24 protein-coding genes and 3 pseudogenes are annotated in these 25,222 nt (G+C 53.0%); 13 read left to right on the top strand and 14 right to left on the bottom strand.

The annotated features are described in order from the left end of the window. Positions 1-199: 199 nt before the first annotated feature. Genes ribD through ribH form a run of 4 tightly spaced genes read left to right on the top strand, consistent with a single transcriptional unit; the run spans position 200 to position 3,787 of the window. Complete coding sequence (ribD, locus tag LA360_RS13050) at positions 200-1,303, top strand: bifunctional diaminohydroxyphosphoribosylaminopyrimidine deaminase/5-amino-6-(5-phosphoribosylamino)uracil reductase RibD (protein WP_022200655.1); 1,104 nt, start codon at positions 200-202, stop codon at positions 1,301-1,303. Continuing rightward, the gene (locus LA360_RS13055) at positions 1,285-1,965 is read left to right on the top strand and encodes a riboflavin synthase (RefSeq protein ID WP_022200654.1); all 681 of its coding nucleotides are present in this window, start codon (positions 1,285-1,287) and stop codon (positions 1,963-1,965) included. Before ribD ends, LA360_RS13055 begins: the two co-directional genes overlap by 19 nt. Before the next feature lie 46 nt (positions 1,966-2,011). Continuing rightward, a complete protein-coding gene (locus tag LA360_RS13060; RefSeq protein WP_022200653.1) occupies positions 2,012-3,211 on the top strand; it encodes a bifunctional 3,4-dihydroxy-2-butanone-4-phosphate synthase/GTP cyclohydrolase II in 1,200 nt (399 codons plus the stop codon). Positions 3,212-3,268: 57 nt separating this feature from the next. Then, on the top strand, positions 3,269-3,787 hold the full coding sequence (gene ribH, locus LA360_RS13065) for a 6,7-dimethyl-8-ribityllumazine synthase (protein ID WP_022200652.1): 519 nt from the start codon (positions 3,269-3,271) through the stop codon (positions 3,785-3,787). A gap of 28 nt (positions 3,788-3,815) precedes the next feature. Here ribH and LA360_RS13070 read toward each other — a convergent pair whose 3' ends face one another. The 7 genes and pseudogenes from LA360_RS13070 to LA360_RS13100 all read right to left on the bottom strand — a co-directional run bounded on the left by LA360_RS13070 (position 3,816) and on the right by LA360_RS13100 (position 9,071). Further along, a complete protein-coding gene (locus LA360_RS13070) occupies positions 3,816-4,112 on the bottom strand; it encodes a hypothetical protein (RefSeq protein ID WP_166433701.1) in 297 nt (98 codons plus the stop codon). A 13-nt stretch (positions 4,113-4,125) separates the two neighbouring features. Next, a pseudogene (locus LA360_RS31305) lies at positions 4,126-4,293 on the bottom strand (FGGY family carbohydrate kinase); the annotation flags it as partial. A 74-nt stretch (positions 4,294-4,367) separates the two neighbouring features. Beyond that, positions 4,368-4,583, bottom strand: a complete 216-nt coding sequence (locus LA360_RS13080) for a hypothetical protein (protein ID WP_225537529.1) — start codon at positions 4,581-4,583, stop codon at positions 4,368-4,370. A 90-nt stretch (positions 4,584-4,673) separates the two neighbouring features. Then, entirely contained in the window at positions 4,674-4,940 is a 267-nt protein-coding gene (locus LA360_RS13085) for a helix-turn-helix domain-containing protein (RefSeq protein ID WP_022201340.1), read from the bottom strand. 105 nt (positions 4,941-5,045) lie between these two features. Then, positions 5,046-5,582: an anaerobic ribonucleoside-triphosphate reductase activating protein gene (gene nrdG, locus LA360_RS13090; protein WP_022201339.1), complete on the bottom strand. Its 537-nt coding sequence runs from the start codon at positions 5,580-5,582 to the stop codon at positions 5,046-5,048. Position 5,583: 1 nt separating this feature from the next. Continuing rightward, the gene (gene nrdD, locus LA360_RS13095; RefSeq protein WP_022201338.1) at positions 5,584-7,743 is read right to left on the bottom strand and encodes an anaerobic ribonucleoside-triphosphate reductase; all 2,160 of its coding nucleotides are present in this window, start codon (positions 7,741-7,743) and stop codon (positions 5,584-5,586) included. A 272-nt stretch (positions 7,744-8,015) separates the two neighbouring features. After that, a complete protein-coding gene (locus LA360_RS13100) occupies positions 8,016-9,071 on the bottom strand; it encodes a LacI family DNA-binding transcriptional regulator (RefSeq protein ID WP_089776397.1) in 1,056 nt (351 codons plus the stop codon). A gap of 335 nt (positions 9,072-9,406) precedes the next feature. On the opposite strand from LA360_RS13100, the pseudogene LA360_RS13105 reads away from it, so the two are divergent. The 3 genes and pseudogenes from LA360_RS13105 to malQ form a co-directional block, all read left to right on the top strand. Beyond that, positions 9,407-10,126 (top strand): annotated as a pseudogene (locus LA360_RS13105) (PTS sugar transporter subunit IIA); the annotation flags it as partial. Between the two features lie 129 nt (positions 10,127-10,255). After that, complete coding sequence (locus tag LA360_RS13110) at positions 10,256-11,128, top strand: endonuclease/exonuclease/phosphatase family protein (RefSeq protein ID WP_112482057.1); 873 nt, start codon at positions 10,256-10,258, stop codon at positions 11,126-11,128. Between the two features lie 38 nt (positions 11,129-11,166). Then, positions 11,167-12,666, top strand: a complete 1,500-nt coding sequence (gene malQ / locus LA360_RS13115; protein ID WP_022203132.1) for a 4-alpha-glucanotransferase — start codon at positions 11,167-11,169, stop codon at positions 12,664-12,666. A gap of 102 nt (positions 12,667-12,768) precedes the next feature. Here the strand turns inward: malQ and LA360_RS13120 are convergent, their stop codons facing one another. From LA360_RS13120 to dapF (LA360_RS13150), 7 genes and pseudogenes are all read right to left on the bottom strand, one after another. Beyond that, the gene (locus tag LA360_RS13120; RefSeq protein WP_022203131.1) at positions 12,769-13,551 is read right to left on the bottom strand and encodes an N-acetylmuramoyl-L-alanine amidase; all 783 of its coding nucleotides are present in this window, start codon (positions 13,549-13,551) and stop codon (positions 12,769-12,771) included. Between the two features lie 75 nt (positions 13,552-13,626). Then, positions 13,627-13,725 (bottom strand): annotated as a pseudogene (locus LA360_RS13125) (Lrp/AsnC family transcriptional regulator); the annotation flags it as partial. Positions 13,726-13,772: 47 nt separating this feature from the next. Beyond that, positions 13,773-14,993, bottom strand: a complete 1,221-nt coding sequence (locus LA360_RS13130; RefSeq protein ID WP_002586278.1) for an LL-diaminopimelate aminotransferase — start codon at positions 14,991-14,993, stop codon at positions 13,773-13,775. A 214-nt stretch (positions 14,994-15,207) separates the two neighbouring features. Beyond that, positions 15,208-16,038: a diaminopimelate epimerase gene (gene dapF, locus LA360_RS13135; RefSeq protein WP_057572097.1), complete on the bottom strand. Its 831-nt coding sequence runs from the start codon at positions 16,036-16,038 to the stop codon at positions 15,208-15,210. 54 nt (positions 16,039-16,092) lie between these two features. Then, positions 16,093-16,641 (bottom strand): ANTAR domain-containing response regulator, encoded by a 549-nt coding sequence (locus LA360_RS13140; protein ID WP_022203129.1) that lies wholly within the window; start codon positions 16,639-16,641, stop codon positions 16,093-16,095. Between the two features lie 45 nt (positions 16,642-16,686). Next, positions 16,687-18,024 (bottom strand): type I glutamate--ammonia ligase, encoded by a 1,338-nt coding sequence (glnA, locus tag LA360_RS13145; protein ID WP_022203128.1) that lies wholly within the window; start codon positions 18,022-18,024, stop codon positions 16,687-16,689. A gap of 211 nt (positions 18,025-18,235) precedes the next feature. Then, positions 18,236-19,096: a diaminopimelate epimerase gene (gene dapF / locus LA360_RS13150; protein ID WP_057572098.1), complete on the bottom strand. Its 861-nt coding sequence runs from the start codon at positions 19,094-19,096 to the stop codon at positions 18,236-18,238. A 222-nt stretch (positions 19,097-19,318) separates the two neighbouring features. On the opposite strand from dapF (LA360_RS13150), the gene LA360_RS13155 reads away from it, so the two are divergent. The 6 genes from LA360_RS13155 (at position 19,319) to LA360_RS13180 (ending at position 25,220) form a co-directional block, all read left to right on the top strand. Continuing rightward, positions 19,319-20,188, top strand: coding sequence for a helix-turn-helix domain-containing protein (locus LA360_RS13155; protein ID WP_022203126.1), 870 nt, complete (start codon positions 19,319-19,321; stop codon positions 20,186-20,188). A gap of 146 nt (positions 20,189-20,334) precedes the next feature. After that, positions 20,335-21,498 carry an ABC transporter substrate-binding protein gene (locus LA360_RS13160; RefSeq protein ID WP_022203125.1) on the top strand — a complete coding sequence of 388 codons (1,164 nt, stop codon included), beginning with the start codon at positions 20,335-20,337 and terminating at the stop codon, positions 21,496-21,498. Positions 21,499-21,652: 154 nt separating this feature from the next. Continuing rightward, entirely contained in the window at positions 21,653-22,534 is an 882-nt protein-coding gene (locus LA360_RS13165) for a branched-chain amino acid ABC transporter permease (protein WP_022203124.1), read from the top strand. A 10-nt stretch (positions 22,535-22,544) separates the two neighbouring features. Then, complete coding sequence (locus LA360_RS13170; RefSeq protein ID WP_022203123.1) at positions 22,545-23,660, top strand: branched-chain amino acid ABC transporter permease; 1,116 nt, start codon at positions 22,545-22,547, stop codon at positions 23,658-23,660. After that, entirely contained in the window at positions 23,660-24,526 is an 867-nt protein-coding gene (locus tag LA360_RS13175; protein WP_022203122.1) for an ABC transporter ATP-binding protein, read from the top strand. The genes LA360_RS13170 and LA360_RS13175 overlap by 1 nt, the downstream gene beginning before the upstream one ends. Then, the gene (locus LA360_RS13180) at positions 24,513-25,220 is read left to right on the top strand and encodes an ABC transporter ATP-binding protein (protein WP_022203121.1); all 708 of its coding nucleotides are present in this window, start codon (positions 24,513-24,515) and stop codon (positions 25,218-25,220) included. The genes LA360_RS13175 and LA360_RS13180 overlap by 14 nt, the downstream gene beginning before the upstream one ends. The last annotated feature ends 2 nt before the right edge of the window (positions 25,221-25,222 follow it).

The raw sequence follows: 25,222 nt of genomic DNA on the forward strand, positions 1-25,222 counted from the left end.
ATCATTCCAGGGCTTTTGTGTACCTCCCATGCCCATGTCCTCCTGAAGGCGCGAAACATTGTGCCTTGTGGTTTTATATTTTCTGCCTTGAACGATACGGTTCAAGGCATTTTTTTATAGAAGTTTTTAAAGCTGTATACCAGGGGACAGGCCATGGCAGCACCATGCGGGTCCCTGCATTTGTAAAGGAGGCACTGCATTGAATGATACTGATTACATGTCCATCGCACTGAAACTGGCCGAAAAGGGCTGTGGAAAGGTCAGCCCCAATCCCATGGTGGGTGCTGTTATTGTAAAGGAGGGCCGCATCATCGGCCAGGGCAGCCACCTCTGTTTTGGCGGTCCCCATGCAGAGCGAAATGCCCTGGCATCCCTGACCGAATCTCCCAGGGGGGCAACCCTGTATGTAACCCTGGAGCCCTGCTGCCATCACGGCAAGACTCCGCCCTGCACGGACGCCATCGTGGAAAGCGGCATCCGCCGGGTCGTCATAGGCACAAGGGATCCCAATCCCATGGTGTCCGGCAAAGGCACCGGAGTTTTAATAACCAACGGCATTGAGGTGACAGAGGGTATCCTGGAAGAAGAATGCAGGGAGCTCAATCACGTATTCTTCCACTACATAAAGACCGGGCGTCCCCTGGTTGTCATGAAATATGCCATGACGCTGGACGGCAAGACAGCCACCCGGGCCGGGCATTCCCGATGGATTACAGGGGAGCGCTCGCGCCAAAGGGTCCATGAGGACAGAAGCAGGTATTTTGCAGTCATGTGCGGGGTGGGAACCATACTGGCCGATGATTCCCTGCTCACATGCCGCCTCCCGGCTACAAGGAATCCGGTGCGGATTATCTGCGATTCACGGCTTCGCACGCCGCCGGATTCCCGGGTTGTCACCACCTGTTCCCAGGCCAGGACCATACTGGCCACCTGCTGCCCTGACAGGAAGGCATGGCTTCCCTATGAGGAAAAGGGCTGTGAAATCCTCCTCCTTCCGCCCCGTGAGGGACGCGTGGACCTGAATGCCCTCACAGAACACCTGGGACAGATGGGCATTGACAGCGTCCTGCTGGAGGGCGGCGGCGCCCTCAACTGGTCTGCCCTGGACCAGGGAATCGTAAACAGGGTCCAGGCTTACATTTCCCCAAGACTCTTTGGCGGCGCAACCGCCAAAACGCCTGTCGGCGGCAGCGGGGTGGAATTCCCATACCAGGGCTATTCTCTGGGAAAGACCAAAATCACGGCCCTGGGCCAGGACATTCTTATCGAAGGAGAGTTGGCGCCATGTTCACAGGAATCATAGAAGAAACCGGAATCCTGCTGTCTGTTAAGGGCGGTTCATCCGGTTCCCGCCTGGTCATCGGAGCAGACAGGATCCTGGAAGATATAAAAAGAGGGGACAGCATTGCCGTCAACGGCGTCTGCCTTACCGCGGCATCCTTCGATTCCGGCTGTTTTTTGGCGGATGTGATGCCTGAAACCCTGAAGCGTTCCAATCTTGGCTGTCTGCCCATCAAAAGTTCTCTTAACCTGGAACGGGCCATGATAGCAGGCGGCAGGTTCGGCGGACATATTGTGTCAGGCCATATTGACGGAACCGGGACTATTGTAAATGTTGTCCGCGACGGCAACGCCCTGTGGTACACCATCCGTTCTGCCCCGTCCATTCTGCGCCGCATCATTGAAAAGGGATCCATTGCCATAGACGGCGTCAGCCTGACGGTTGCCCAGGTAAGGGAACAGGATTTCAGCGTATCCCTGATTCCCCATACAGCCTCCCACACCACCCTGGGAGCCCTGAAACCGGGCCGCGTGGTCAACCTGGAAAATGACTGCGTGGGGAAATATATCGAAAGATTTATGAAAATCTCCCCGTCTGCCCACAGCACAGAAGATGAGGACACCAAAAACAGGGGGACCGGCAGCCGGATCACACCGGAATTGCTCAAACAATGTGGATTTTGAGCAGCCACGGAACAGGACCATTAAAAATAAGGAGGATTACCGCACCATGGAAGGATTCAACACCATAGAAGAAGTACTGGACGACCTGCGCCAGGGAAAAATCGTACTGGTGACAGACGATGAAAGCAGGGAAAATGAGGGCGATTTTATCTGCGCCGCCCAATATGCCACCACGGAAAACGTGAATTTTATGGCAGTGCACGGCAGAGGTCTTATCTGTATGCCCATGAGCACACAACTGTGCACAAGGCTTAAGTTCCCGCAGATGGTATCCGACAATTCCGACAACCACGAGACAGCCTTTACCGTATCCATTGACCACATAAGCACCTCCACCGGCATTTCCGCGGCCGAACGGGGCGTAACGGCCAGACAGTGTGTCAATGCCCTGTCCCGGCCTGAGGATTTCCGTCGTCCCGGCCACATGTTTCCGCTGGCAGCCAGAAAAAATGGGGTGCTGGAACGGAACGGCCATACCGAAGCCACCGTTGACCTGATGCGTCTGGCCGGTCTCAGTGAATGCGGACTTTGCTGTGAAATCATGAGGGAGGACGGAACCATGATGCGGATGCCCCAGCTTCTTCAATACGCCGGACAATGGAACATGAAAATCACCACCATCAAGGCCCTCCAGGACTACCGCAAACAGCACGATACGCTGGTGGAATGCGCTGCCGTCACCCATATGCCAACCCGTTACGGCACCTTTAAGGCTTACGGCTACAGGAACCTGCTGAACGGAGAACATCATGTGGCCTTAGTAAAAGGTGAGATTGGGGACGGCCGTGACTTATTATGCCGGGTCCACTCGGAATGCCTGACAGGCGACGCCTTTGGCTCCCTGCGCTGCGACTGCGGACAGCAGCTTGCCGCGGCCATGGCCCGGATTGAGCAGGAAGGCAGGGGAGTTCTCCTCTACATGCGCCAGGAAGGCAGAGGCATCGGGCTTCTCAATAAGCTGCGGGCTTACGAACTGCAGGATCAGGGCATGGATACCCTGGAAGCCAATCTGGCTCTGGGTTTTCCCGGGGATTTGAGGGAATATTTCATAGGCGCCCAGATATTAAGGGACCTAGGTGCCAGGACCCTGCGGCTTCTGACCAATAACCCGGATAAGGTATACCAGCTCTCCGGCTTTGGCCTGGATATCAAAGAACGGGTGCCGATCCAGATGACGCCCACAGACCATGATCTGTTCTATTTAAGGACAAAGGAACAGCGCATGGGACATTTGACACATTATTAAGGAACCTGACACATTATTTTAAGAAACCATCACATGCTAAGAATAGGAGAATACGCCATGTATATATTAGAAGGAAAACTTGTTCCAAAAAAAATAAGGATAGGCATTGTCGCATCCCGTTTCAATGAATTCATTACCTCCAAGCTCCTGTCCGGCGCCCTGGACTGCCTTCGGCGCCATGAGGTGCCGGAGGACGCTGTCACGGTAGCCTGGGTTCCGGGCGCCTTTGAGATTCCACTCATCGCCTCCCGTATGGCTTCCAGCAGACGCTATGACGCCGTCATATGCCTGGGCGCCGTAATCCGGGGCAGCACCAGCCACTACGACTATGTGTGCAGCGAGGTCTCAAAAGGCATTGCCCAGACCTCCCTTACCACCGGGGTCCCGGTCATGTTCGGCGTTCTGACCACGGAGAACATCGAGCAGGCCATTGAACGGGCCGGAACCAAAGCAGGCAACAAAGGCTATGACTGCGCTGCGGGAGCCATAGAGATGGTAAACCTGATACACGAACTCCGCCAAAGGACGGCGGATGACAGCTTATCCGCCATGCCCCCGGTCCAGGATGAACCGTGACGCCCGGGCAGGCAGGAGTCCTGGTCCTCTATGAGCTGCCGCCTTTCCTGCTCACGGCCGCGCAGCTTCCCCTCCAGTCCCAGATAGGCGCGCTTTCCTGATTCCACCGGAGGCAGCTCATCCTCACCCTCCCGGAACCAGGCTGCCACGGAGTCACGCCCTCTGCCTTCTGCATCTTTCCGCCGCCCGGCCATATGATATCCTCTGCAAATGTGGATATAAGAAAGATATAAGAAATCCGAATAAAATGCAAATCCATGACTCCGCAGTAAAAGCTGTGTTCCCCGGCCCGGTCCAGCTCCTCCGGCACGCGGTCTATGCGCATTTCATGGATTATTTTGGGGCGCCCCCCTTACGTTTTCCATGAACCACGCCAGTTTTGAGGCTGGAAAGTAGGGCGACAGATTGATTCCTGTTGTACGACGCACCCATTCCGCTTTTCCCGATTCCTCCACCCGCGCGCAGATATCCTTTGCCCTGGAACACTGCCATACGATGGCATCCGCCTTCTTCTCAATGGCAGCCTCAATCATGGATACCCGCTTCTCCGGATCCACTTCCTCCTGGGGAATGGCGATAGTCAGGTCCACGCCAGATTATCCGCTGTCTGCTGCGCAAAATCAGATACGGAAATCCACCAGGGATTGTTCAGTGTCTTTCCCTCCCAGTAAACGCTGATGCCTTCCTTTTTCTCAGTTCCCGCTTCCGCCTCCCCGGCACTGTCATTGGTGGCGGATACTGCCTCCAGTCCATTGGACGTGCAGGCTGCCAGGCTCAGGGCCGCCATACCAGTCAACAGGATAGTCCTCAAGGACTTCGGACAAAAAAAGAGCATATACAGCATAAAATGCCGTATGCTCTGCTCATCTTCTATTTTTGATTTGTTTTAATCTGTTATTTTTTTCACACTTCCGCGTTTCACCGGGCTGGTCCCTATCTCCACACCGCACAGATAGGCCACCGCCTTGCTGGTGCCCTGTACATTGTTGATTCTCTGCTCCTTCAGCATGTATCCGCAGTCCATTTCCTTTATTTTCTGGATGATTTCCTGGCGGCGCTTCTCACCCACTCCTGGTTTGTTATTTAAAACCAGAGAAACCGTAGCCGTGGACACCCCCAGCATTTCCGCTATGTCTTTTGCTCTCAGCGCCATTTACAGACCCTCTTGCCATACAATTAAGTTGATTTTACTAAATTATTAACTAAATTGCAATACCAAAAGGCATTCCGGATATCTCCGGACATCTCCATGGAAAGCCTAGATTCTTCCGCTGCCAAGCTCCAGCAGCTTCACGCTCCCGCTCTCAAGAGTGGCCCTGAGATTCAGAATGCGCTGGTTGGAGGACCCCCGGAAGGGAAGGCTGATATCCTTAAGAGCCTCCACGAACCGACCGTCCACCAGCACGTCAATCATGGACAGCATCCGGTCCGTATATTCACACCTGGCCCGGCCGTCCTTCAGAAGGTCCTGTTCCAGGGTATATCCTGTATAGCACCACAGATTCTTCTGCGGATAGCGGGCCCTCACCTTTTCCAAAAAAGGCACCAGCACCTCCTGGTTCTCAGGCTCAAACGGCTCTCCCCCCAGAAGGGTGAGACCCTCTATATAATCCGGAGCAAGGGCTTCCAGGATTTCCTCCTGCGTCTCCCCTGTAAAGGGTATCCCGAAGTTAAAATCCCACGCCTCCTCGTTAAAACAGCCCGGACAGTGATGGGTACACCCTGACACAAACAGGGATACCCTCACGCCTGCGCCGTTGGCAATATCATTCTTCTTGATTGTACCGTAATTCATCTTATAAATGGAGCACCCTTTCCTTGATTTCCTGGGTCCTGCCCTGGTTCCAGAACTGAGTTCCGATATAGCCGCAGGTTCTCCTGGCCACGTTCAGCTTGTTCTCGTCCCGGTTGCCGCACTTGGGGCATTCCCACACCAGCTTGCCGCTCTCATCCGTCACAATCTGAATCTCGCCGTCAAATCCGCATTCCTGGCAGAAATCGCTCTTTGTGTTTAACTCCGCGTACATGATATTGTCATAGATATACCGTATGATCCCCAGCACGGCCGGAATATTGTTCTGCATGTTGGGCACCTCCACGTAGCTGATGGCTCCGCCGGTGGAAAGAGCCTGGAACTGCGACTCAAATTTCAGCTTTGAGAAGGCGTCAATTTCCTCGGAAACATTTACATGGTAGCTGTTGGTAATATAGCTTCTGTCCGTCACGCCCTCGATGATGCCGAAACGCTTCTGGAGGCATTTGGCAAACTTATAAGTGGTGCTCTCTATGGGCGAACCATAGATGCTGAATCCGATGTTAGTCTCATCCTTCCAGCGGTTGCAGGCCTTATTCATGTACTCCATGACCTCCAGGGCAAAGGGAGTGGCCGCCTGGTCGGTATGGGACTTTCCGGTCATGTACTTCACGCACTCATAGAGCCCCGCATATCCCAGGGAAATAGTGGAATAACCGCCGTAAAGAAGCCTGTCAATGGTTTCGCCCTTCTTAAGCCTTGCCAGGGCGCCGTTCTGCCAGAGAATGGGCGCCGCGTCGGACAGAGTGCCTCTCAGACGGTTGTGGCGGCACATCAGGGCCCGGTAGCACAGATCCAGCCTCTCGTCAAATATCTTCCAAAAGGCTTCCATATCCCCGCCGGAGGACAGGGCCACATCCACCAGGTTGATGGTCACCACGCCCTGGTTGAAACGGCCGTAGAATTTATAATTCCCGTTCTCATCCTTCCAGGGGCTTAAGGCGCTGCGGCATCCCATGACAGGGAAGCAGTTTCCTTCCTTTAATTCCATCATCTTCTTCTCGGAAATATAGTCGGGAACAAGGCGCTTGGCCGTACATTTCGCAGCCATCTCGGTCAGGTAATAATACTCGGTTCCCTCGTTGACATTATCCTCCTCCAGTACATAAATCAGCTTGGGGAATGCCGGCGTAATCCACACGCCCGACTCATTCTTCACGCCCTGGCAGCGCTGCTTCAGAGTCTCCTCGATAATCATGGCCAGGTCCTTTTTCTCCCGCTCGTTCTTAGCCTCATTCAGGTACATGAACACGGTCAGGAAGGGGGCCTGTCCGTTGGTGGTCATCAGTGTGATAACCTGATACTGGATGGTCTGGACTCCCTTGGTAACCTCCTTACGAAGTCTGTTTTCCACCACTTCATGGATGGCTTTCTCGGAAGGCATGCAGCCAAAGGTCTTTACCTCTTCCTGAACCTCCGCGTATATTTTCTTTCTGGACACATCCACAAAGGGAGCCAGATGGGCCAGGCTGATGCTCTGCCCGCCGTACTGGTTGCTGGCTACCTGGGCGATAATCTGAGTGGCGATATTGCAGGCCGTGGAAAAGCTGTGGGGCTTCTCAATCCTGGTCTCGCTGATAACCGTGCCGTTCTGCAGCATGTCCTCCAGATTCACCAGGTCGCAGTTGTGCATGTGCTGAGCAAAATAATCGGAATCATGGAAATGAATAATGCCCTCCCTGTCCGCCTCCACGATATCCTGCGGAAGGAGCATCCTCTTGGTCAGGTCCTTGCTGACCTCGCCGGCCATGTAATCTCTCTGCACACTGTTAACCGTTGGATTCTTGTTGGAATTCTCCTGCTTCACATCCTCGTTATTGCACTCAATCAGGGACAGAATGCGGTTATCCGTTGTATTGGCCTTGCGTATGAGGGAGCGCTGGTAACGATATCTCACATAATCCTTTGCAAGCTCAAACGCGCCTGTAGACATGATCTGGTTCTCCACCATATCCTGGATCTCCTCAACGGACACGGCCCTGTTAAGTTTTACACACTTGTACTCAACGTAATCCGCAATGTCCTTAATCTGCTCCAGACTCAGCTTGTTTTTTCCGGCAGCCGTATTTGCCTTTGCCACAGCCACCACGATCTTATTGTTGTCAAAATCCTCTTCCGCGCCATTCCTCTTAATAATCTTCATCGTCACTACACTCCTTTTATCCAAATGCTCTCCCACGCTGCCTGTATTCAGGTAAACGGTTTAAAGGCATCTTATCACAGAATACTGAAAAAATCTGTTGCTTGTGCAACAGTATAAGATTTTAGCACTAAATGTTGTGTTTTTCAAGAGGAAGTATACGATAAGATGTATTTCAGAAAAATAAATCAATTGGCTGAAATCCCGGCCAAACCCGAAAATAAGTCTGACAGCAAAAGGCGTCCTATTTCAGGTAGTCACCTGCCGGGGATGTGTTATATTGTTTCAGTATCCCAATCACCACAGAACCGTCCGGTTCCCGCACAGCTCTCCCTCTCCACCAGGTGGTGGGGAACAATGATTTTCGTAGCCACCAGCTCCGGATTTTCCACATGGCTTATCATCTGGGCGGCTGCCTCGATTCCCAGCTGGCAGGCATTCACATCCACGGATGTCAAAGGCGGAAATGTAAGTCTGGAGAGAAGGGAATTATTAAAGGACAGGATGGATACATCTCCCGGAATGGATAGTCCCAGACCAATACAGGTCTTTTCCAGGGCCACTGCCAGTATGTCATCGCTGACCAGCACGGCCGTGGGTCTGTCCTCTCTTGCGAACAGGGCTTCCAGGGCCTGGTCCTGCTCCTCCGGCACAGAGGGCACCTCCACGCACAGCTGGCCGTCAAAAGGAATGCCCCTCTCTGCCAGGGCCAGCATATACCCCATTTTCCTGTCATTGTTATACAGCAGAAAGCGGTCTCCGGACAGGCAGGCAATCCTTACATGGCCCAGATTCAGCAGGTACTCAGCCGCCTCCCTGCCCGCGAGCACATTGTCGTTATCCACATAGATGGTCTGGTTCACATTCCTGCATGCCTTTCCTATGAGCACATACAGCAGTCCCTCTTCATAGAGATAATCCAGAACCGGGTCCTGCTCCCTGGAGTAGAGCACGATAAATCCCTCTGCCAGGCCGGTTCTCGCCATGGTCTTTATGGCCTGCAGAACCTCATCCTCATTCTGTCCCGTGATCACGGTATTGATGTACTGCTTCTGGTTGCAATACTGGCTGATTCCCCGTATCATCTCCAGATAGAAGGGATTCTGGTAAGCCTCCCACTCCGACGGGGGCAGAATGATTCCCACGGTGCGGGAATTCTGGGTGGCCAGGCTGCTGGCTTGAAAATTCGGTTCATAGCCCAGCTTCGCCATGGCCTGCCGGACCTTTTCCTTGGTCTGGCGGCTGATAGAGGGATGATCCCTGCATGTCCGGCTTACGGTTGACGGCGACACCCCCGCAAGGGCAGCCACGTCTTTGATTGTAACAGGCATAAACAGCCTCCTTAATATACGTTTCATTTTCATCGTCACGGGGATGTATATATACATGTTGACCGAATCCATCACCGCAATCCATATACATCCTTCCTATATTGTAAAGTTTAATGCAATTTTTGTCAACTCGTTTGCGCTCTTTTTGCGTAATCTTCTCCCGTTCGTTTGCATTCCCCTTTAAGAAAACTGCACAAATACCTGGCGCTGTTTTTGTTCAAAACGTAGAAAACAAAGGATTCTCAAAATATCTATTGCATTCTTCAGACAGCCGGACTATATTTAATGCAATCGGTTGCGTAAATAATGCAACAATCAAACTCAGGAGGTTACATATGAACAAGAACACTGACGGCTGTATTGGAATCAGGATTCTCTCCCCTTTAACCGGAACAGCGGTTCCATTGGAGGAAGTGCCGGACCCTGTATTTTCACAAAAAATCATAGGAGACGGCGTTGCCATCCTGCCTCAGGACGGCAATCTGGTCAGTCCCATTGACGCAGAGGTGGTTTCCATTGCAGAGACCCTCCACGCCTATGGCCTGCGTTCAGAGAACGGCATAGAGGTCATGATCCACTTCGGCCTGGAGACCGTGGCCTTAAAGGGAGAATGCTTCCAGTGCTGTGTAAAGGTTGGAGATAAGGTAAAGGCCGGCGAACTGTTGGCAAAAGCCGATTTAAAGGCCCTTGAGGAAAAACAGGTCAATACCATCACGCCTGTCCTCATCTGCGGCGGAATGGAAGGCCGCTCCATGAATGCCTTCACAGGTCCTGTAAAGGCGGGAACAGATGCCGTGATAACGGTTTTAGACCATTGTCCGCCGGACGGGACCGCAGAAGCTGAGACAGCCGCCCTCCAAAATCCAGACGGCGCCCCGGCGGCAAATGCGTCTTCCCTCACAGACACCGCGGACAGGAAAACAGGAAAGACCCGAAAATCCCTGATAAATTTTGACTTTCTCCAAAAGCTGGGCAAGGTTCTGATGACAGTCATTGCCGTCATGCCCGCGGCCGGACTGATGATCAGCGTAGGAAAGCTGATACAGATGGCAGGCATCCAGGCCATCTACGGACCAAAAGCAGATGTGCTCAAATCCGATATCAATGATATACTGTAAACAGGCCGCTGCCACTTACGCACCGCAGCTGCCCTCTGTAACTGAAAACCACCGGAGGCAGGTAATATGAAAATAATGACGCTTAACACACACAGTCTGGCGGAACCGGAATATGAATCCAAGCTCGCTGCCTTTGCCGGCTCCCTTGTCCAAATCAAACCGGATATCATCGCCCTCCAGGAGGTCAACCAGTCCAGGGACGCTCTCCCCGCAGCCCCCGGCCGGCTGCGGGAATCCTGCTACGTCCCCTGCCGCGCCATAGGCTTAAGTACGGACTCCCCCTGCGCGCCACGCGCAGTTATCCGCGCAGACAACCACGCCTTTAACCTGGCGCTGCTCCTGGCCCGGGCCGGTGTTTCCTATCAATGGACCTGGACTCCGGCCAAGGCAGGATACGGAATATACGACGAGGGCCTGGCCGTCCTCAGCCGTTCTCCCATACTGGGGACCAGCCAGTTTTACATCACCGGCATCCGGGATTATGAAAACTGGAAGACCCGTAAAATACTCGGAATCAACACCCGGACAGAATACGGAGATGAATCCTTTTACAGTGTCCACATGGGTTGGTGGAATGACAGCGAAGAACCCTTTGAGGGACAATGGAAACGCATATGCAGGGGCCTGGCCCCCTTATCCGGAAAACAGCTGTGGCTCATGGGGGATTTCAACTCCCCGGCACATGTAACCGGCCAGGGACGGGACCTGATACTGGCCTCAGGCTGGTTTGACGCCTACGACCTGGCTGTCTCCAGGGATTCAGGCGTCACGGTGGCAAATGCCATTGACGGATGGAGGGAACAGGGAGAGATATCGGGAATGCGCATTGATTACATCTGGACCAGCCGCAGGGTGCCGGTTATTTCCACCAAAACCATATACGACGGCATATCCGGCCCCCTTGTATCAGACCACTTTGGAATCATCACAGAATATTAAACAGGGCAATGCCTGCAAAAAACGAGGAGCATATAGAAATGAAACGAGAAAGCGGAATCTTACTATCCATCGCCAGCCTTCCCTCCAGATATGGAATCGGCTGCTTTTCAAAGGAGGCCTACGAATTCGTGGACCGTTTAAAGGAGGCCGGCCAGTCCTACTGGCAGATTCTCCCCCTGGGCCCCACCAGCTACGGTGATTCCCCCTACCAGTCCTTTTCCACCTTTGCAGGCAATCCCTATTTCATAAGCCTGGAGGACCTTATCCGGGAGGGTGTTCTTACAGAGGAGGAATGCAGCCGGGCCGACTTCGGCAGCCGGCCGGATTCCGTGGACTACGCAAAGGTTTACGAAGAACGGTTTCCCCTGCTCAGAAAAGCCTATGAGAGGAGCAGCATAAGCCTTGACCCGGAGTTCAGGAAATTTATGGAGGAAAACAGATGGTGGCTGGAGGATTACTCCCTCTTCATGGCAGTAAAGGCCCGGTTCGGCCAAACTGCCTGGACCCAGTGGGCGCAGGACATCCGCCTGCGCTGGAAGAACGCCCTGGATTACTACCGCAGGGAGCTGTATTACGACATAGAATTCCACCAATACCTTCAGTTTAAATTCAGCCAGCAGTGGAAAAAACTGAAAGCCTATGCCAATGCCAACGGAATCCGCATCATAGGGGACATTCCCATCTATGTTGCCATGGACAGCGCCGACACATGGGCCCATCCCGAACTCTTTGAGCTGGACAGGGACAATCTGCCCACCGCAGTTGCAGGCTGCCCTCCTGACGGCTTTTCCGCCACAGGACAGCTCTGGGGAAATCCCCTGTACCGCTGGGAATACCACCGCAGCACAGGCTATGAATGGTGGCTGTCCCGGCTGGCCTACTGTTATAAACTGTATGATGTGGTGAGGATTGACCATTTCCGGGGATTTGACCAGTACTATTCCATTCCGGCCGGTTCCGCCACTGCCATTGGAGGCCATTGGGAGCAGGGACCGGGAATCGGCTTCTTCCACATGGTAAAAAACAGGCTGGGAGAAAAGGAAATCATTGCCGAGGATCTGGGATATGTGACAGACTCTGTCAGACAGCTTGTAAGAGAAAGCGGATTTCCGGGCATGAAGGTGCTGGAATTTGCATTTGATTCCAGGGATTCCGGCTGTGCCAGCGATTATCTTCCCCACAATTACCCTGAAAACTGCGTGGCCTACACCGGCACCCATGACAATGAAACCATCAAAGGATGGTATGCCTCCATCACGGCCCAGGAGCGCAATCTGGCCAGAGATTATCTCTGTGACAGCTGCACCCCCGCAAACCGCCTGCACATGTCCTTCATCAGCCTGATTATGCGCAGCCAGGCCAGAATGTGCATCATCCCCCTCCAGGATTACATGGGTCTGGACAATGACTGCCGCATCAACACTCCCTCCACCATTGGCACCAACTGGAAATGGCGCCTTCTTCCCGGCCAGATATCGGACCAGTTAGTAAAAACCATTGCCTCCGTCACACTGCGCTACGGGCGCTGGAACTGGTGACAGGGCATGGGATAGACGAAACGGCCGCAGGCCAAATCCAAGAGAATTTGGCCTGCGGCATTTACTCCGTATATGTTTACTGATTTCTTATAATTACACCTGTCAGTATATGGCCCGTTCCCTCACCAGCACAGTGGGGTACCCCATGTTTCTCAGGTTCCTCTCCATCTGCACCGCATAGTCCATATTGAGGAAAGCACCGACCCTCACCTTGTACAGCCCGTCGTCGTAAACCAGGAAGGCCGGGAGGCCGCTTGCCTGGAGCTCATTCACCAGCCTGTCTGCGGGCATCCTGGTGCGGAAGGCTCCCACCTGGACCTGATAATATTCAGGCCGTTTTGCCTCCTGCTGCCGGATAGTTTCCAGCACACCGTCTGCTATGGCCTGGGCAATGGCGTCGAAATTCTCATCAAAAAACCGGTTGTCTTCCGGATTATCAATAAATCCCACTTCTACCAGTACAGCAGGCATCTGTGTCTTTCGCAGCACGATAAGTCCAGGGCGCTCCTGTACTCCCAGGTCCCTGAACCCTGTTTCCACCAGATTGCGCTGGATATTATCCGCCAGCATGGCAGGCACGCCTGCATCCTGATACACCAGCGTCATGGCACCGCTTGCCCCTCCCGGCACAGGGAAGGCATTCCGGTGAATGGACACAAAATAATCAGCCCCGGACTGGTTTGCTATCTGGGCCTTCTCCAGAGGTGTGTCGTATATATCCGTAGTCCTGGTGTATACCACATCTACCCCATTATTTTCCAATATCTGTCCTATGGCAAGAGCCAGCCGCAGGGTATCATCTTTTTCCCGGCGCCCGTCGTACATAGCGCCCGGCTCTTCGCCGCCGTGGCCGGCATCAATTATGACTCTCTTAACATCTGTCATACCAGATTCTCCTTCATATATGACTCTACATTATACCATATGTGAAAGTAAGACAAATGTTGACTGAACCTGGAACTAAATTTCGTCCACATCCACCCCTCTGGGGCCCACATGGGTGGAAAATACGATTTGTGTGCTTGTCCTGCCGAATTTCTGCAGCTGCCCTATGAACATATACCCCAGCTTCACCGGGTCCACCGCGGCATCACGCCCTGCCGCCGTTACTGCCTGAGGGCCTTTATCCGTTTTACAGCCTCCACCGTATTCTCATAGGTGCCAAAGGCCGTCAGGCGGAAATACCCCTGGCCGCTGGGCCCGAAGCCGCTTCCCGGTGTACCCACCACATTGGCCTGTTCCAGAAGATAATCAAAAAACTCCCAGCTGTCCATCCCGTCCTCCACCTTAAGCCAGATGTAAGGGGAATTGATTCCGCCAAACACGGTGTAGCCCGCTTCCTTCAGCCCGTCATAGATAACCCTGGCATTCCTCTTATAATACGCCACCTGCTCCATGACCTGCCGGCTGCCTTCTTCGGAATATACGGCTTCCCCGGCTCTCTGCTCAATATAGGGGGCCCCGTTGAACTTGGTGCCGTGGCGTCTGGCCCACAGCGAATGGAGCGTCACATCCCCGCATTTCAAATCCTTTGGAACCACGGTAAATCCCAGACGCACGCCTGTGAATCCGGCTTTTTTTGAGAAGGAACGGAACTCAATGGCACAGGTCCTGGCTCCCTGAATCTCAAATATACTGTGAGGCACATCCTCCTCGGATATATATGCCTCGTAAGCAGCATCATAGAGAATTACAGCCCCTATCCTGTTTGCGTAGTCCACCCACACCTTTAGCTGGCCCCTGGTCAGCGTGGTTCCTGTAGGGTTATTGGGCACACACAGGTAAATAAGGTCCGGTGTTTCCTCCGGAAGCGCCGGTACAAAATGATTCCGCGCCGTACAGGGCATGTAAATCACATTGCTCCACACGCCCGTGGCAGGGTCATAACTGCCTGTGCGGCCTGCCATAACATTGGAATCCACATACACGGGATATACGGGGTCACACACCGCAATGCGGCTGTCCTCGCTGAATATCTCCTGGATATTGCCGCAGTCGCTTTTGGCTCCGTCCGATACGAATATCTCGTCTGCCTCCACATGGCACCCCCATGACTTGTAGTCCTTTTCCACAATCGTCTCACGCAGGAAGGCATAGCCCAAATCCGGCGCATAGCCGTGAAATGTCTCTGCATGTCCCATTTCGTCCGCCGCCTTGTGAATGGCCTCCACAATGGCCGGGGCAATGGGAAGTGTCACATCCCCGATTCCCAGCCGTATGACCTGCCTGTCCGGGTTGGCCTTTTCATATGCAGCCACTTTTTTTGCAATGGCGGAAAAGAGATAGCTGCCCGGCAGCTTCAAATAATTTTCATTGATTTTAAACATGTCCGTTTCCTCCTGTCCTCTGTCTCTGATAAATAGGAAAACACTCCCAAAAACCGGATACACCTTTCGCCGCGGGACACATTGCCATGTCTTTCCCATGACCGCCTGTGTGCCGCAAAAGATGTACCAGGACGCACGCCATCGTGCGTCTGGTTCCTGAGAGTGTATAGTAAACATTTTCGCTTTAAAGTATTAATTGATGAAATTCGCCTCATCAATCATAATATATTTCTTCCGGTATGTCAATAGAGCCCCGGAACACCTCCACGGCCGGCCCTGTCATAAACAGATGGCCGGACTCCCTGTCATACCGTATTACCAGCTTTCCACCGCGCAGAGCCACCTCCGCCTCATCCTCCGTATATCCCATGAGGATGGAAGCCATGACGCTGGCCGCGGCCCCTGTACCGCATGCCCAGGTTTCACCGCTTCCCCGCTCCCACACCCGCATATCAAGGTGTTTCCGGTCCACCACATGAATGAACTCCGTATTCACACGGTCAGGCGCAAACCGAGCATGATTCTCAAAGGCCGGCCCAATCCGCTCCAAATCCAGACTGTCCACCTGGTCCACATAGTAGATTGCATGGGGATTTCCCACATTGATTCCCACAAACCTGTATTGCTCCCCGTCCACCGTAATATCCTCCGGCAGCCGGGATGTGAGGGCTGCCTCCCCCATATCCACGGTAACAGACACCGCCCTGCCATCCTCAGTCTCCAACTCCAGCGTCTTGATTCCCGCCAGTGTCTCCACTGTGATGGTCCTTTTATCCTTATCCACCAGACCGTGGTCGTAAACGTATTTTCCCACGCAGCGCACACCGTTGCCGCACATGATTCCCTGGGAACCGTCCGCGTTGTACATCTCCATTCTGCAGTCCGCTGTCCGGGAGGGGTATATGAGAATCAGTCCGTCCGATCCGACGCCAAAATGGCGGTCGCTCACATAGACCGCTGTCTTTGCCGGATCCCTCACCGTCTCCTTAAAACAGTCCACATACACATAATCATTGCCGGTTCCCTGCATTTTTGTAAATTCCATATCCGTCTCCATCCTGCCGTGTTACAGGCATTCTATAAATATTTCCCTTCCCCATCACACATGAATGAGGCTGATTACCATCTGGGCTGTCTCCACCAGATTGGTGCCGCTGTCCATGCTGCATTTCTGTATATACCGGTGGGCTTCCGACTCCGTCATATTGTTCCGTTCCATCAGCAGTGTCTTTGCCTCTGTTATGATATCCTGTTCCTCCTTGCTGCGCTCCCTGGGCCTGCTTCTTCTCCTTCTGCGGATTCTCTCCTGGGCCTGCACCATCATCTCCAGGGTATTCAGCAGATCGTGGACCTTTAGGGGCATGGGCAGGCAGATGACCCTGTCCGGGGACTGTCCGCTCCACCTGGCAGGTGATGAAATCAGAAGCATCTCAAATTCTCCCGGCAGGCACTGGCGCAGTTCGTCGTACATCATATCCTCAAACCGGTAACCGCTCACCACGATTCCCCCGTTCAGGCAGTCCGCGGCCGACAGAACCTGACCTCCTGAGGTACAGACTGCGACTACCTGGAAACCGTTGCGGACCAGTATGCTTTTTATGTTCTTCCCGTCCTCCGGCTTGGAGAACGCTACGATAATGTTAGTCACATGTCCCACCTCCAGGTAAAACCTTATTCACAACTGCCGGCGCCATCAATATTTGTACAGATACTGGCTTACTTCCCAATCCGTTACCTGGGCCCGGAAATCCCGCCATTCCTGCTCCTTGGCCTCCAGATACTTGGTATAAATATGCTCTCCCAGAACCTCCTTCATGAAGGAATCCCCGTTGTACGCCTCAATGGCATCACCCAGAGTCTCCGGAATCCGCTCCACATTCCTTTCCCTCAGCTCCTCCGGCTCCATGGTAAACATATTTCCCTCCACACACGCGGGAAGTCCGATTTTCTTCTCAATTCCGTCCAGGCCGGCCGACAGGCAGGCTGCCAATGCCAGATAAGGATTCATGGCAGAATCCGGGCATCGCAGCTCAATCCGCGTGCTCTCCCCTCTGGGGGATGGTATGCGAATCAGGGAACTGCGGTTGGAGGTAGGGGACCAGGCAATATAAATCGGTGCGTCGAATCCCGGAATCAGCCTCTTATAGGAATTCACAAGGGGGTTGGTCAGGATGGTCATTGCCTTCATGTGCCTGAGGATGCCGGCCATGAAATAATAGGCGTCCCTGCTCAGTCTCAAAGCATCCTGGTCATCCGCAAACAGGTTCCTGCCCTCCTTGTCTGACAGGGACATATTGATATGCATGCCGGAACCGTTCATCCCTTCTCTGGGCTTTGGCATAAAGGTGGCATGGAGCCCGTGGCGCTTTGCTATGGTTTTGGCAGCCATCTTAAAGGTCATGATATTATCCGCGGCCCGAAGCGCATCCGTATACTGGAAATCAATCTCGTGCTGGGCCGGCGCAATCTCATGATGGCTGGCCTCCACCTGAAACCCCATCTCCTCCAGGTTCAGCACAATATCCCTTCGGACATTTTCCGCCAGGTCAATGGGGGACACGTCAAAATATCCCGCCATCTCATGTGTGCTGGTGGTGGGCCTCCCCTCCTCGTCCGTGTGAAAGAGAAAGAATTCACATTCCGGCCCCACATTGAGCACATATCCCATGTCCTGCGCCCGCTTTACAGCCCGTTTGAGCACATATCTTGGGTCGCCGGAAAACGGGGTTCCATTTGGGTTATACACGTCGCAGATAAACCTGGCCACCTTGCCCTGCTGGGGCCTCCACGGAAACACCTCAAAGGTATCCAAATCCGGATACAGGTACATATCCGACTCGTCAATCCTCACAAAACCTTCAATGGCAGAGCCGTCAAACATGCAACGGTTATCCAATGCCTTTTCAAGCTGGCCGGCAGTGATGGCCACATTCTTAAGCATTCCGAAGATATCCGTAAACTGGAGGCGGATAAACTCCACATCCTCATCTTCCACCATACGCATGATATCCTCTTTACTGTATTTGCTCATATTAATCTCCCTCTCTTGCAAACTGTGATACCGACAAACACGCAGAGGCGGGAACCTCTTACCATGCTCCCGCCTCCTTAAAATTCACCGGGCAGGGACAGAGCGCCCCTTAAGACGTCCTCGTCAACCTTCCCTTACCCCTGCTTTTTGTTATAAAAAATATATCAGCAGATATTTCATTTGTCAATGAATTTCCTCTATTTTTTTGATATCACTTTAACGCGCGAAGCTGTTCTGTGAAATGGCTTCCCAGTTTAATGGTCCCCACATACCCCACATCGCCGGTCATGTGAACCACACCTTCCCCGTCGATCTCCAGCTCCAGGGTGCCTCCCGGCATCTGCACAAACATCTTGGGGTCCGTAAGCCCCAGACGGTAAGCCGCAGCCGCAGCCGCACAGCAGCCGCTTCCGGAAGCCAGGGTATAGCCTGCTCCCCTTTCGTATACCTCGGTCTGGATGTGGGTCCGGTCCAGTACCTTCATGATTTGGGTGTTGATTTTCTCCGGGAACTGTTTGGCGCTTTCAGAATACCTTCCAATCCTGCAAACCAAATCCTTTGAAATCTCATCCATAAGGATAACGCAGTGGGGATTGCCGATGGACAGGCAGGTAACCGGATAGGGAATCCGGCCAAACACCATGGTCTCGTTGATGATTTCCCTGCGCGGTCCCTCCACCGGCACATCGTCACTCCAGAAGGAAACCTTTCCCATGGATGCCTTTAACCGGGTGCCCTCCTCGTTGAGATAATGGATGGCGGCCTCGCCGCCCTGGGAGGAAATGGTAAAATCCTTTTTCTGTACGTACCCCGCGTCCTTTAAGTATTTGGCAAAAATGCGGACGCCGTTGCCGCTCTTTTCCGCAACACTGCCGTCCGGATTCCACACCACCATGGAAATCTGCTCTCCGTCCAGAATGGGTCCCTCCAGAACACCGTCAGCTCCCACCCCAAAATTGCGGTTGCACATGAGCTGTACATTGGAAGGGGTCAGCTTCAGTTTATTTTTGTTGGGGTCATATACCAGATAATCATTTCCCAGTCCATGATACTTTTCCACTACAATCCTCATATAGATATCCTCCATATCTGCGGTCTGTTCAACAGCTCTGCTTACCGGCAGCACAACAGGTTCTCCGCCTGTAAGCTTTATCATTATTTTATCAAGCACTTTTTTATAAAAATATAGATATATTGCTATTTTATATTGCAAATAATGCTCTATTTATTTTATACTCAAATTATAAACCCATCACATGCAGACAAAGCATGTAAAAAAGGAGGTAACTGTTTCATGCCCATCACAGACAACGCCCCTGCATTTGAACGCCAGGGATTCCTGAGGGAGGACTTCAGGCTGTTCCATTTAAAAGACAAGGTAAGCCCCAGCTACGAATTCCACTACCACGATTTTCTGAAAATCATGGTGCTGCTGGAGGGCAGGGTAAACTATGTCATAGAAGGCCGTTCCTATATCCTTCACCCCTTTGATATTGTGCTGGTGGGACGGGGACAGATTCACCGGCCGGAGGTGGAGCCGGGGCAGCCCTATGAGCGTCAGATACTTTACCTGTCCCAGGATTTTCTGGACCGTCACAGGGAAAACGGAGACTCCCTGGACCGGTGTTTTGCCACGGCAGCCTACCGCCATTCTAATGTTCTCAGACTGAAGGATGAGGTCAGGGCAAACATGCTCTCCCTTTTAAAACGGCTGGAACGCTCCCAGAGCTGGCGGCAGGAAGAATTTGCCGGGTCCCTCATGAGCCGCCTTTTATGCCTGGAATTTCTGGTGGAGCTGAACAGGGCCTCCATGGACGATAAGGCCCAGTACCTTCCCACAGGTGTCTTAAACTACCGTGTCTCCGGCCTTATATCCTATATAAATGAACATCTGGACGAGGATCTGAGCATCGGGACATTGTCCGCCGTAAGCTGCATCAGCCCATACCATATGATGCGTATTTTCAAGGAAGAGACAGGATGCACCATAGGAAATTACATCACCGAAAAACGCCTGCTTTACGCCAGGGACCTGCTTGGGGATGGGATAAATGCCACGGACGCCTGCTTCCGTTCCGGCTTCAGCCACTATTCCACCTTTCTCAGAGCCTACAAAAATCACTTCCACCAGCTCCCAAAACGGAACCCGGGCACTAAAATATAAAGTATTTCTCAAATTTTCTTGAAATTTTTCTGATTTCTGTTATAATATACTCATTGTTTTTCCATTGAGGACAGTTGTCTTTGTAAGGTGAACACGCGAAAACAAACTGGACCAGGACAAATTCAATGAAACAGGAGGAATGTATTATGAGAATCAGAAAGGTATTGGCAATTGCCATGGCAGCGTGTCTGGCCGCCGGCACCCTGGCAGGGTGCGGCAGCAGGAAATCAGACGAAAAAGTCATCAAAATCGGCGTATTCGAGCCAACCACCGGAGAGAACGGAGGCGGCGGTTACCAGGAAGTACTGGGTATCCGTTATGCCAGGGAAATGCATCCTACCGTCAACATAGGCGGCGAAGAATATACCGTCAAGCTGGTTGAGGCAGACAACAAATCGGATAAAACCGAGGCTGTCAACGCCGCCCAGAAGCTGGTAAGCGAGAAGGTCAGCGTGGTGCTGGGAAGCTACGGTTCCGGCGTGTCCATAGCCGCCGGACAGATTTTCGCAGACGCCAAGATTCCGGCCATTGGCTGTTCCTGTACCAACCCCCAGGTAACCGAGGGAAATGATTTCTATTTCCGCGTATGCTTCATCGACCCATTCCAGGGCACGGTCATGGCTAATTACGCGTACCAGAACGGCGCCAAGAACGCTGCCGTGATTACCCAGCTGGGCGATGACTATTCCTCAGGCCTTGGTTCCTATTTCAAGGATGCTTTTGCCAAGTTGGGCGGCAGCATCGTCAGCGAGGAACAGTTCCAGACAAACCAGACCGATTTCAAGGCCATCCTGACCAACATAAAGGCAGCTGACCCTGACATTATCTTTGCTCCATCCTCCATCACCACTGCCCCCTTAATCATCAAGCAGGCCAGGGAGCTTGGAATCACAGCCACCATCGCTGCAGGCGATACATGGGAGAACTCCACCATCATCGAGAACGCAGGAGCTGACTCAGAGGGCGTAGTGCTCTCCACCTTCTTCGACGAGGCGGAACCGGCCAACGACGAAGCCGCTGCCTTCATCAAGGGCTTCAAGGAATACCTGGTAAAGGAAAAGCAGGAAGACATTATCCCGGCTGTCTCCGCCCTGGGTTACGATTCCTACCTGGCTGCCATCAAGGCCATTGAGGACGCAGGCTCCACCGATACCACCGCTATCCGCGATGCGCTTAAGAATGTGGAGATTGACGGTGTGACAGGAAATATCACCTTCAACGAGACCGGCGATGCCAACAAGGATATCGCGTTCATCAAGACCATCAAGGACGGCAAGTTCCAGTTCCTGACCACCACTACCGTAGAATAGGGTATCTGGCTAATTACATATGGATACAGGGCCGCAGGCGGCATCCGCTGCTGCCTTCGGTCTTAACCAGCCTTGGACGTTCCAGGGCTGGTTGTATGTTTCAACGGATTTCTGGATACGGACCTTACTATAAAAACACAGGAGGCAGACTCATATGAGTTTAACAACATTTCTTCAGCAATGCCTGACCGGCATCTCCCTTGGCGGGGCATATGCGCTCATTGCCATTGGCTACACCCTGGTCTACGGCATCCTCCGCCTCATCAATTTCGCTCACGGCGATATCTTCATGATGGCCGGATACTTTATGATATTTGCAATGGCAAGCCTGCCCTGGTTCATTGCCATTCCCGTCACCCTGATTGTGACCATTCTTTTGGGCGTCACCATAGAGCGGGTGGCCTACCGCCCCTTGCGCTCCGCACCCAGAATGTCTGTTATGATTTCAGCCATTGGTGTTTCCTACCTTTTGCAGAACCTGGCCACCTACCTCTTTACCGCCCTGCCCAAAGGATACCCGGAGATTCCTTTCTTAAAGAAAATCTACCGGATAGGCGGACTGTCCGCCTCCTTTGTCACCTTCCTTACGCCTGTCCTGACCCTGGTACTGGTTTATCTTCTCATTCTGCTGATTAACCACACCAAAATAGGCATGGCTATGAGGGCGGTTTCCAAGGATTACGAGACAGCCTCCCTTATGGGCATTAAAATCAATAAGACCATCACCTTTACCTTCGCGGTGGGGTCCCTGCTGGCCGGTATTGGCTCCATTCTGTATTTTACGGACCGTATGACCGTTTTCCCCTTCTCCGGCGCCCTTCCAGGCTTAAAATGCTTTGTGGCCGCCGTGTTCGGAGGAATCGGCAGCATTCCCGGAGCTGTCATCGGAGGTTTTATCCTGGGACTTGGAGAGACGGCCCTGGTAGCCATGGGACAGTCCACCTTCAGCGATGCATTTACGTTTATCCTGTTGATTGTCATGCTTCTCATCCGTCCCACTGGACTCTTTGGTGAGAAGACGACCGATAAAGTGTGAGGTGGCGGACATGAAGAATATGACAAAGAACAAAAACAAAATATATTCCCTCATTGCCCTGGCGGTAATCATAGGTTTCCTGGCATTCCTGCAGTCTGACACAGCCGAATACAGCTACCAGATTTCCATTCTGGAGAGAAGCGCCATCTATGCGGTGGTGGCTGTTTCCATGAACCTGCTGACCGGCTTTACAGGTCTGTTCTCGCTGGGACAGGCAGGATTTATGGCTATCGGCGCCTATGTGGTGGCTATCTTTACCATTCCGGTGGGATCCAGGGCCAGCGTATACTATGTAAGCGGCATATCACCGGTGATTGCCAATATCCAGCTGCCTATACCCGTGGCTCTGCTCCTTGGCGGACTGGCCGCAGCAGCCATGGCTGCCCTTATCGGAATCCCGGTGCTGCGCTTAAAGAGCGATTACCTTGCCATCGCAACCCTGGGCTTTTCGGAAATCATCCGGGCATTCATAGCAGCTCCCATGTTTGACACCATTACCAACGGTTCCTACGGGCTTAAGAGCATACCGGGCTTTCCCAATATCTTTGCGGTATTCGTTCTGGCCGCCCTGTGCATTGCCCTGATGGTGCTTCTCATCAACTCCTCCTACGGCAGGGCCTTTAAGTCCATCCGGGAGGACGAGGTGGCAGCCCAGTCCATGGGTATCAACCTGTTTCATTACAAGGAGCTCTCCTTTGTGATTTCCTCCTTCTTCACAGGAGTGGGAGGCGGAATGCTGGCCATGTTTATGCGATCCATTGACTCCAAAACCTTCCAGGTGGCCCTTACATATGATATTCTGCTGATTGTGATCTTAGGCGGCATCGGCAGCGTCACCGGCAGCGTGGCGGGCGCTTTCCTGGTCACCGCAGGCAGGGAGCTGCTGCGCTTCTTCGATGAGCCCCTGACCATTGCCGGGGTAAGCATTCCTCTGTTCCGATCCGGATTCCGTATGGTCATTTTCTCCATCCTTCTGATGGCCGTGGTCCTCTTCTACCGCCGCGGTATCATGGGGAACCACGAATTCTCCTGGGACGGACTGTTCCGGCTCATACAGAGCATTCCTGACAGGTTTAAGGGAGGCAGGAAAAGGCCCTCTTCCGCTAAGAAGGGAGGCATCCACTGATGAACAACATGAAAAACAGTGTAAAAAACGTATTACATATGGAAAGCATCACCATGCAGTTCGGCGGCGTCGTGGCAGTGAACGGACTGACATTGGATGTAAATGAACACGAAATCGTGGCCCTCATCGGGCCCAACGGCGCAGGCAAAACCACTGCCTTTAACTGTGTTACCGGTATTTACCAGCCCACCTTTGGTTCTGTATCCTTTAACGGGGAAGTCATACTGGCCGATACGCCCCAGGGCAAGATGCGCCGCCTCTACGAGGGCGATGTATCCCCCACGGACCTGACTCCTGTGCGCAAGACACCGGACCAGATTACCAAGCTGGGCATTGCCAGGACCTTCCAGAACATCCGTCTCTTCGGCGCCCTGACCGTGTTTGAAAATGTCCTGATTGCCAAACATATGCGGGCAAAGCAGAATGTATTTTCGGCCACACTGCGCCTCAACCATGCCGAGGAAAAGCGCATGCGCGAGGAGTCCATGGCGCTTCTGGAAATGCAGGGACTGGCCCATTTAAAGGACGAGGTTGCCTCCTCCCTGCCCTACGGACTCCAGCGCCGTCTGGAAATTGCGCGAGCTCTGGCCACCAGCCCCAGCCTTCTTCTTCTGGACGAACCAGCGGCCGGCATGAATCCACAGGAAACCCAGGACCTGACTGATTTTATCCACAAAATCAGAGACGATTACCACCTGACTATCTTCATGATAGAGCACCACATGGATCTGGTCATGCAGATATCCGACCGCATTTACGTGCTGGATTTCGGCAAGCTCATAGCCCACGGCACGCCCGGCCAGATCCAAAACAATCCAAAAGTAATAGAAGCATATCTGGGGGTGAGTGAAGATGCTGAAGATTAATGATTTAAGAGTGAATTACGGCGGTATCGAGGCCGTAAAGGGAATCAGCTTTGAGGTGCCGGAGAAATCCATTGTCACCCTCATAGGCGCCAACGGAGCAGGCAAGAGCACCACCCTGCGGGCCATCGCAGGGCTGGTGAAAGCCTCGGCAGGCTCCATCCAGTTTGACGGGACAGAGCTGTTAGGCATGGATACCCCCGATATTGTGTCCAGGGGCATCACCCTTGTTCCCGAGGGCAGGCGGGTGTTCCCGGACATGACCGTTATTGAGAACATAAAAATCGGAGCCTATTTGAGAACCGATTTCCTGGACCATGACATAGAATGGGTCTACAGCCTGTTCCCCAGATTAAAGGAGCGAAGCTGGCAGCTGGCAGGCACTCTGTCCGGAGGCGAGCAGCAGATGCTGGCCGTGGCCAGGGCCCTGATGAGCCATCCAAAGCTGATGATGATGGATGAGCCGTCCCTTGGCCTGGCCCCTCTCATTGTCCAGGATATATTCAATATCATAAAGGAAATAAACAAACAGGGGGTAACCATCCTTCTGATTGAACAGAATGCCAACATGGCCCTGCGCATTGCGGACCAGGGTTATGTGCTGGAAACAGGCCGGATATCCCTGTCAGGCACCGGCAGGGAGCTGCTGGCAGATGAATCTGTGAAGGCGGCTTATCTGGGGAAGAAAAAGAAATAGCT

It is taken from the genome of Enterocloster clostridioformis (genome assembly GCF_020297485.1).
Taxonomy (GTDB): Bacteria; Bacillota; Clostridia; order Lachnospirales; family Lachnospiraceae; genus Enterocloster; species Enterocloster clostridioformis.

Coding starts and splice junctions, on each gene's coding strand:
- LA360_RS13055 (WP_022200654.1), top strand. CDS start 1,285: ATGTTCACAGGAATCATAGAAGAAACCGGAATCCTGCTGTCTGTTAAG.
- LA360_RS13060 (WP_022200653.1), top strand. CDS start 2,012: ATGGAAGGATTCAACACCATAGAAGAAGTACTGGACGACCTGCGCCAG.
- ribH (WP_022200652.1), top strand. CDS start 3,269: ATGTATATATTAGAAGGAAAACTTGTTCCAAAAAAAATAAGGATAGGC.
- LA360_RS13070 (WP_166433701.1), bottom strand. CDS start 4,112: ATGCGCATAGACCGCGTGCCGGAGGAGCTGGACCGGGCCGGGGAACAC.
- LA360_RS13085 (WP_022201340.1), bottom strand. CDS start 4,940: ATGGCGCTGAGAGCAAAAGACATAGCGGAAATGCTGGGGGTGTCCACG.
- nrdG (WP_022201339.1), bottom strand. CDS start 5,582: ATGAATTACGGTACAATCAAGAAGAATGATATTGCCAACGGCGCAGGC.
- nrdD (WP_022201338.1), bottom strand. CDS start 7,743: ATGAAGATTATTAAGAGGAATGGCGCGGAAGAGGATTTTGACAACAAT.
- LA360_RS13100 (WP_089776397.1), bottom strand. CDS start 9,071: ATGCCTGTTACAATCAAAGACGTGGCTGCCCTTGCGGGGGTGTCGCCG.
- LA360_RS13110 (WP_112482057.1), top strand. CDS start 10,256: ATGAAAATAATGACGCTTAACACACACAGTCTGGCGGAACCGGAATAT.
- malQ (WP_022203132.1), top strand. CDS start 11,167: ATGAAACGAGAAAGCGGAATCTTACTATCCATCGCCAGCCTTCCCTCC.
- LA360_RS13120 (WP_022203131.1), bottom strand. CDS start 13,551: ATGACAGATGTTAAGAGAGTCATAATTGATGCCGGCCACGGCGGCGAA.
- LA360_RS13130 (WP_002586278.1), bottom strand. CDS start 14,993: ATGTTTAAAATCAATGAAAATTATTTGAAGCTGCCGGGCAGCTATCTC.
- dapF (WP_057572097.1), bottom strand. CDS start 16,038: ATGGAATTTACAAAAATGCAGGGAACCGGCAATGATTATGTGTATGTG.
- glnA (WP_022203128.1), bottom strand. CDS start 18,024: ATGAGCAAATACAGTAAAGAGGATATCATGCGTATGGTGGAAGATGAG.
- dapF (WP_057572098.1), bottom strand. CDS start 19,096: ATGAGGATTGTAGTGGAAAAGTATCATGGACTGGGAAATGATTATCTG.
- LA360_RS13155 (WP_022203126.1), top strand. CDS start 19,319: ATGCCCATCACAGACAACGCCCCTGCATTTGAACGCCAGGGATTCCTG.
- LA360_RS13160 (WP_022203125.1), top strand. CDS start 20,335: ATGAGAATCAGAAAGGTATTGGCAATTGCCATGGCAGCGTGTCTGGCC.
- LA360_RS13165 (WP_022203124.1), top strand. CDS start 21,653: ATGAGTTTAACAACATTTCTTCAGCAATGCCTGACCGGCATCTCCCTT.
- LA360_RS13170 (WP_022203123.1), top strand. CDS start 22,545: ATGAAGAATATGACAAAGAACAAAAACAAAATATATTCCCTCATTGCC.
- LA360_RS13175 (WP_022203122.1), top strand. CDS start 23,660: ATGAACAACATGAAAAACAGTGTAAAAAACGTATTACATATGGAAAGC.
- LA360_RS13180 (WP_022203121.1), top strand. CDS start 24,513: ATGCTGAAGATTAATGATTTAAGAGTGAATTACGGCGGTATCGAGGCC.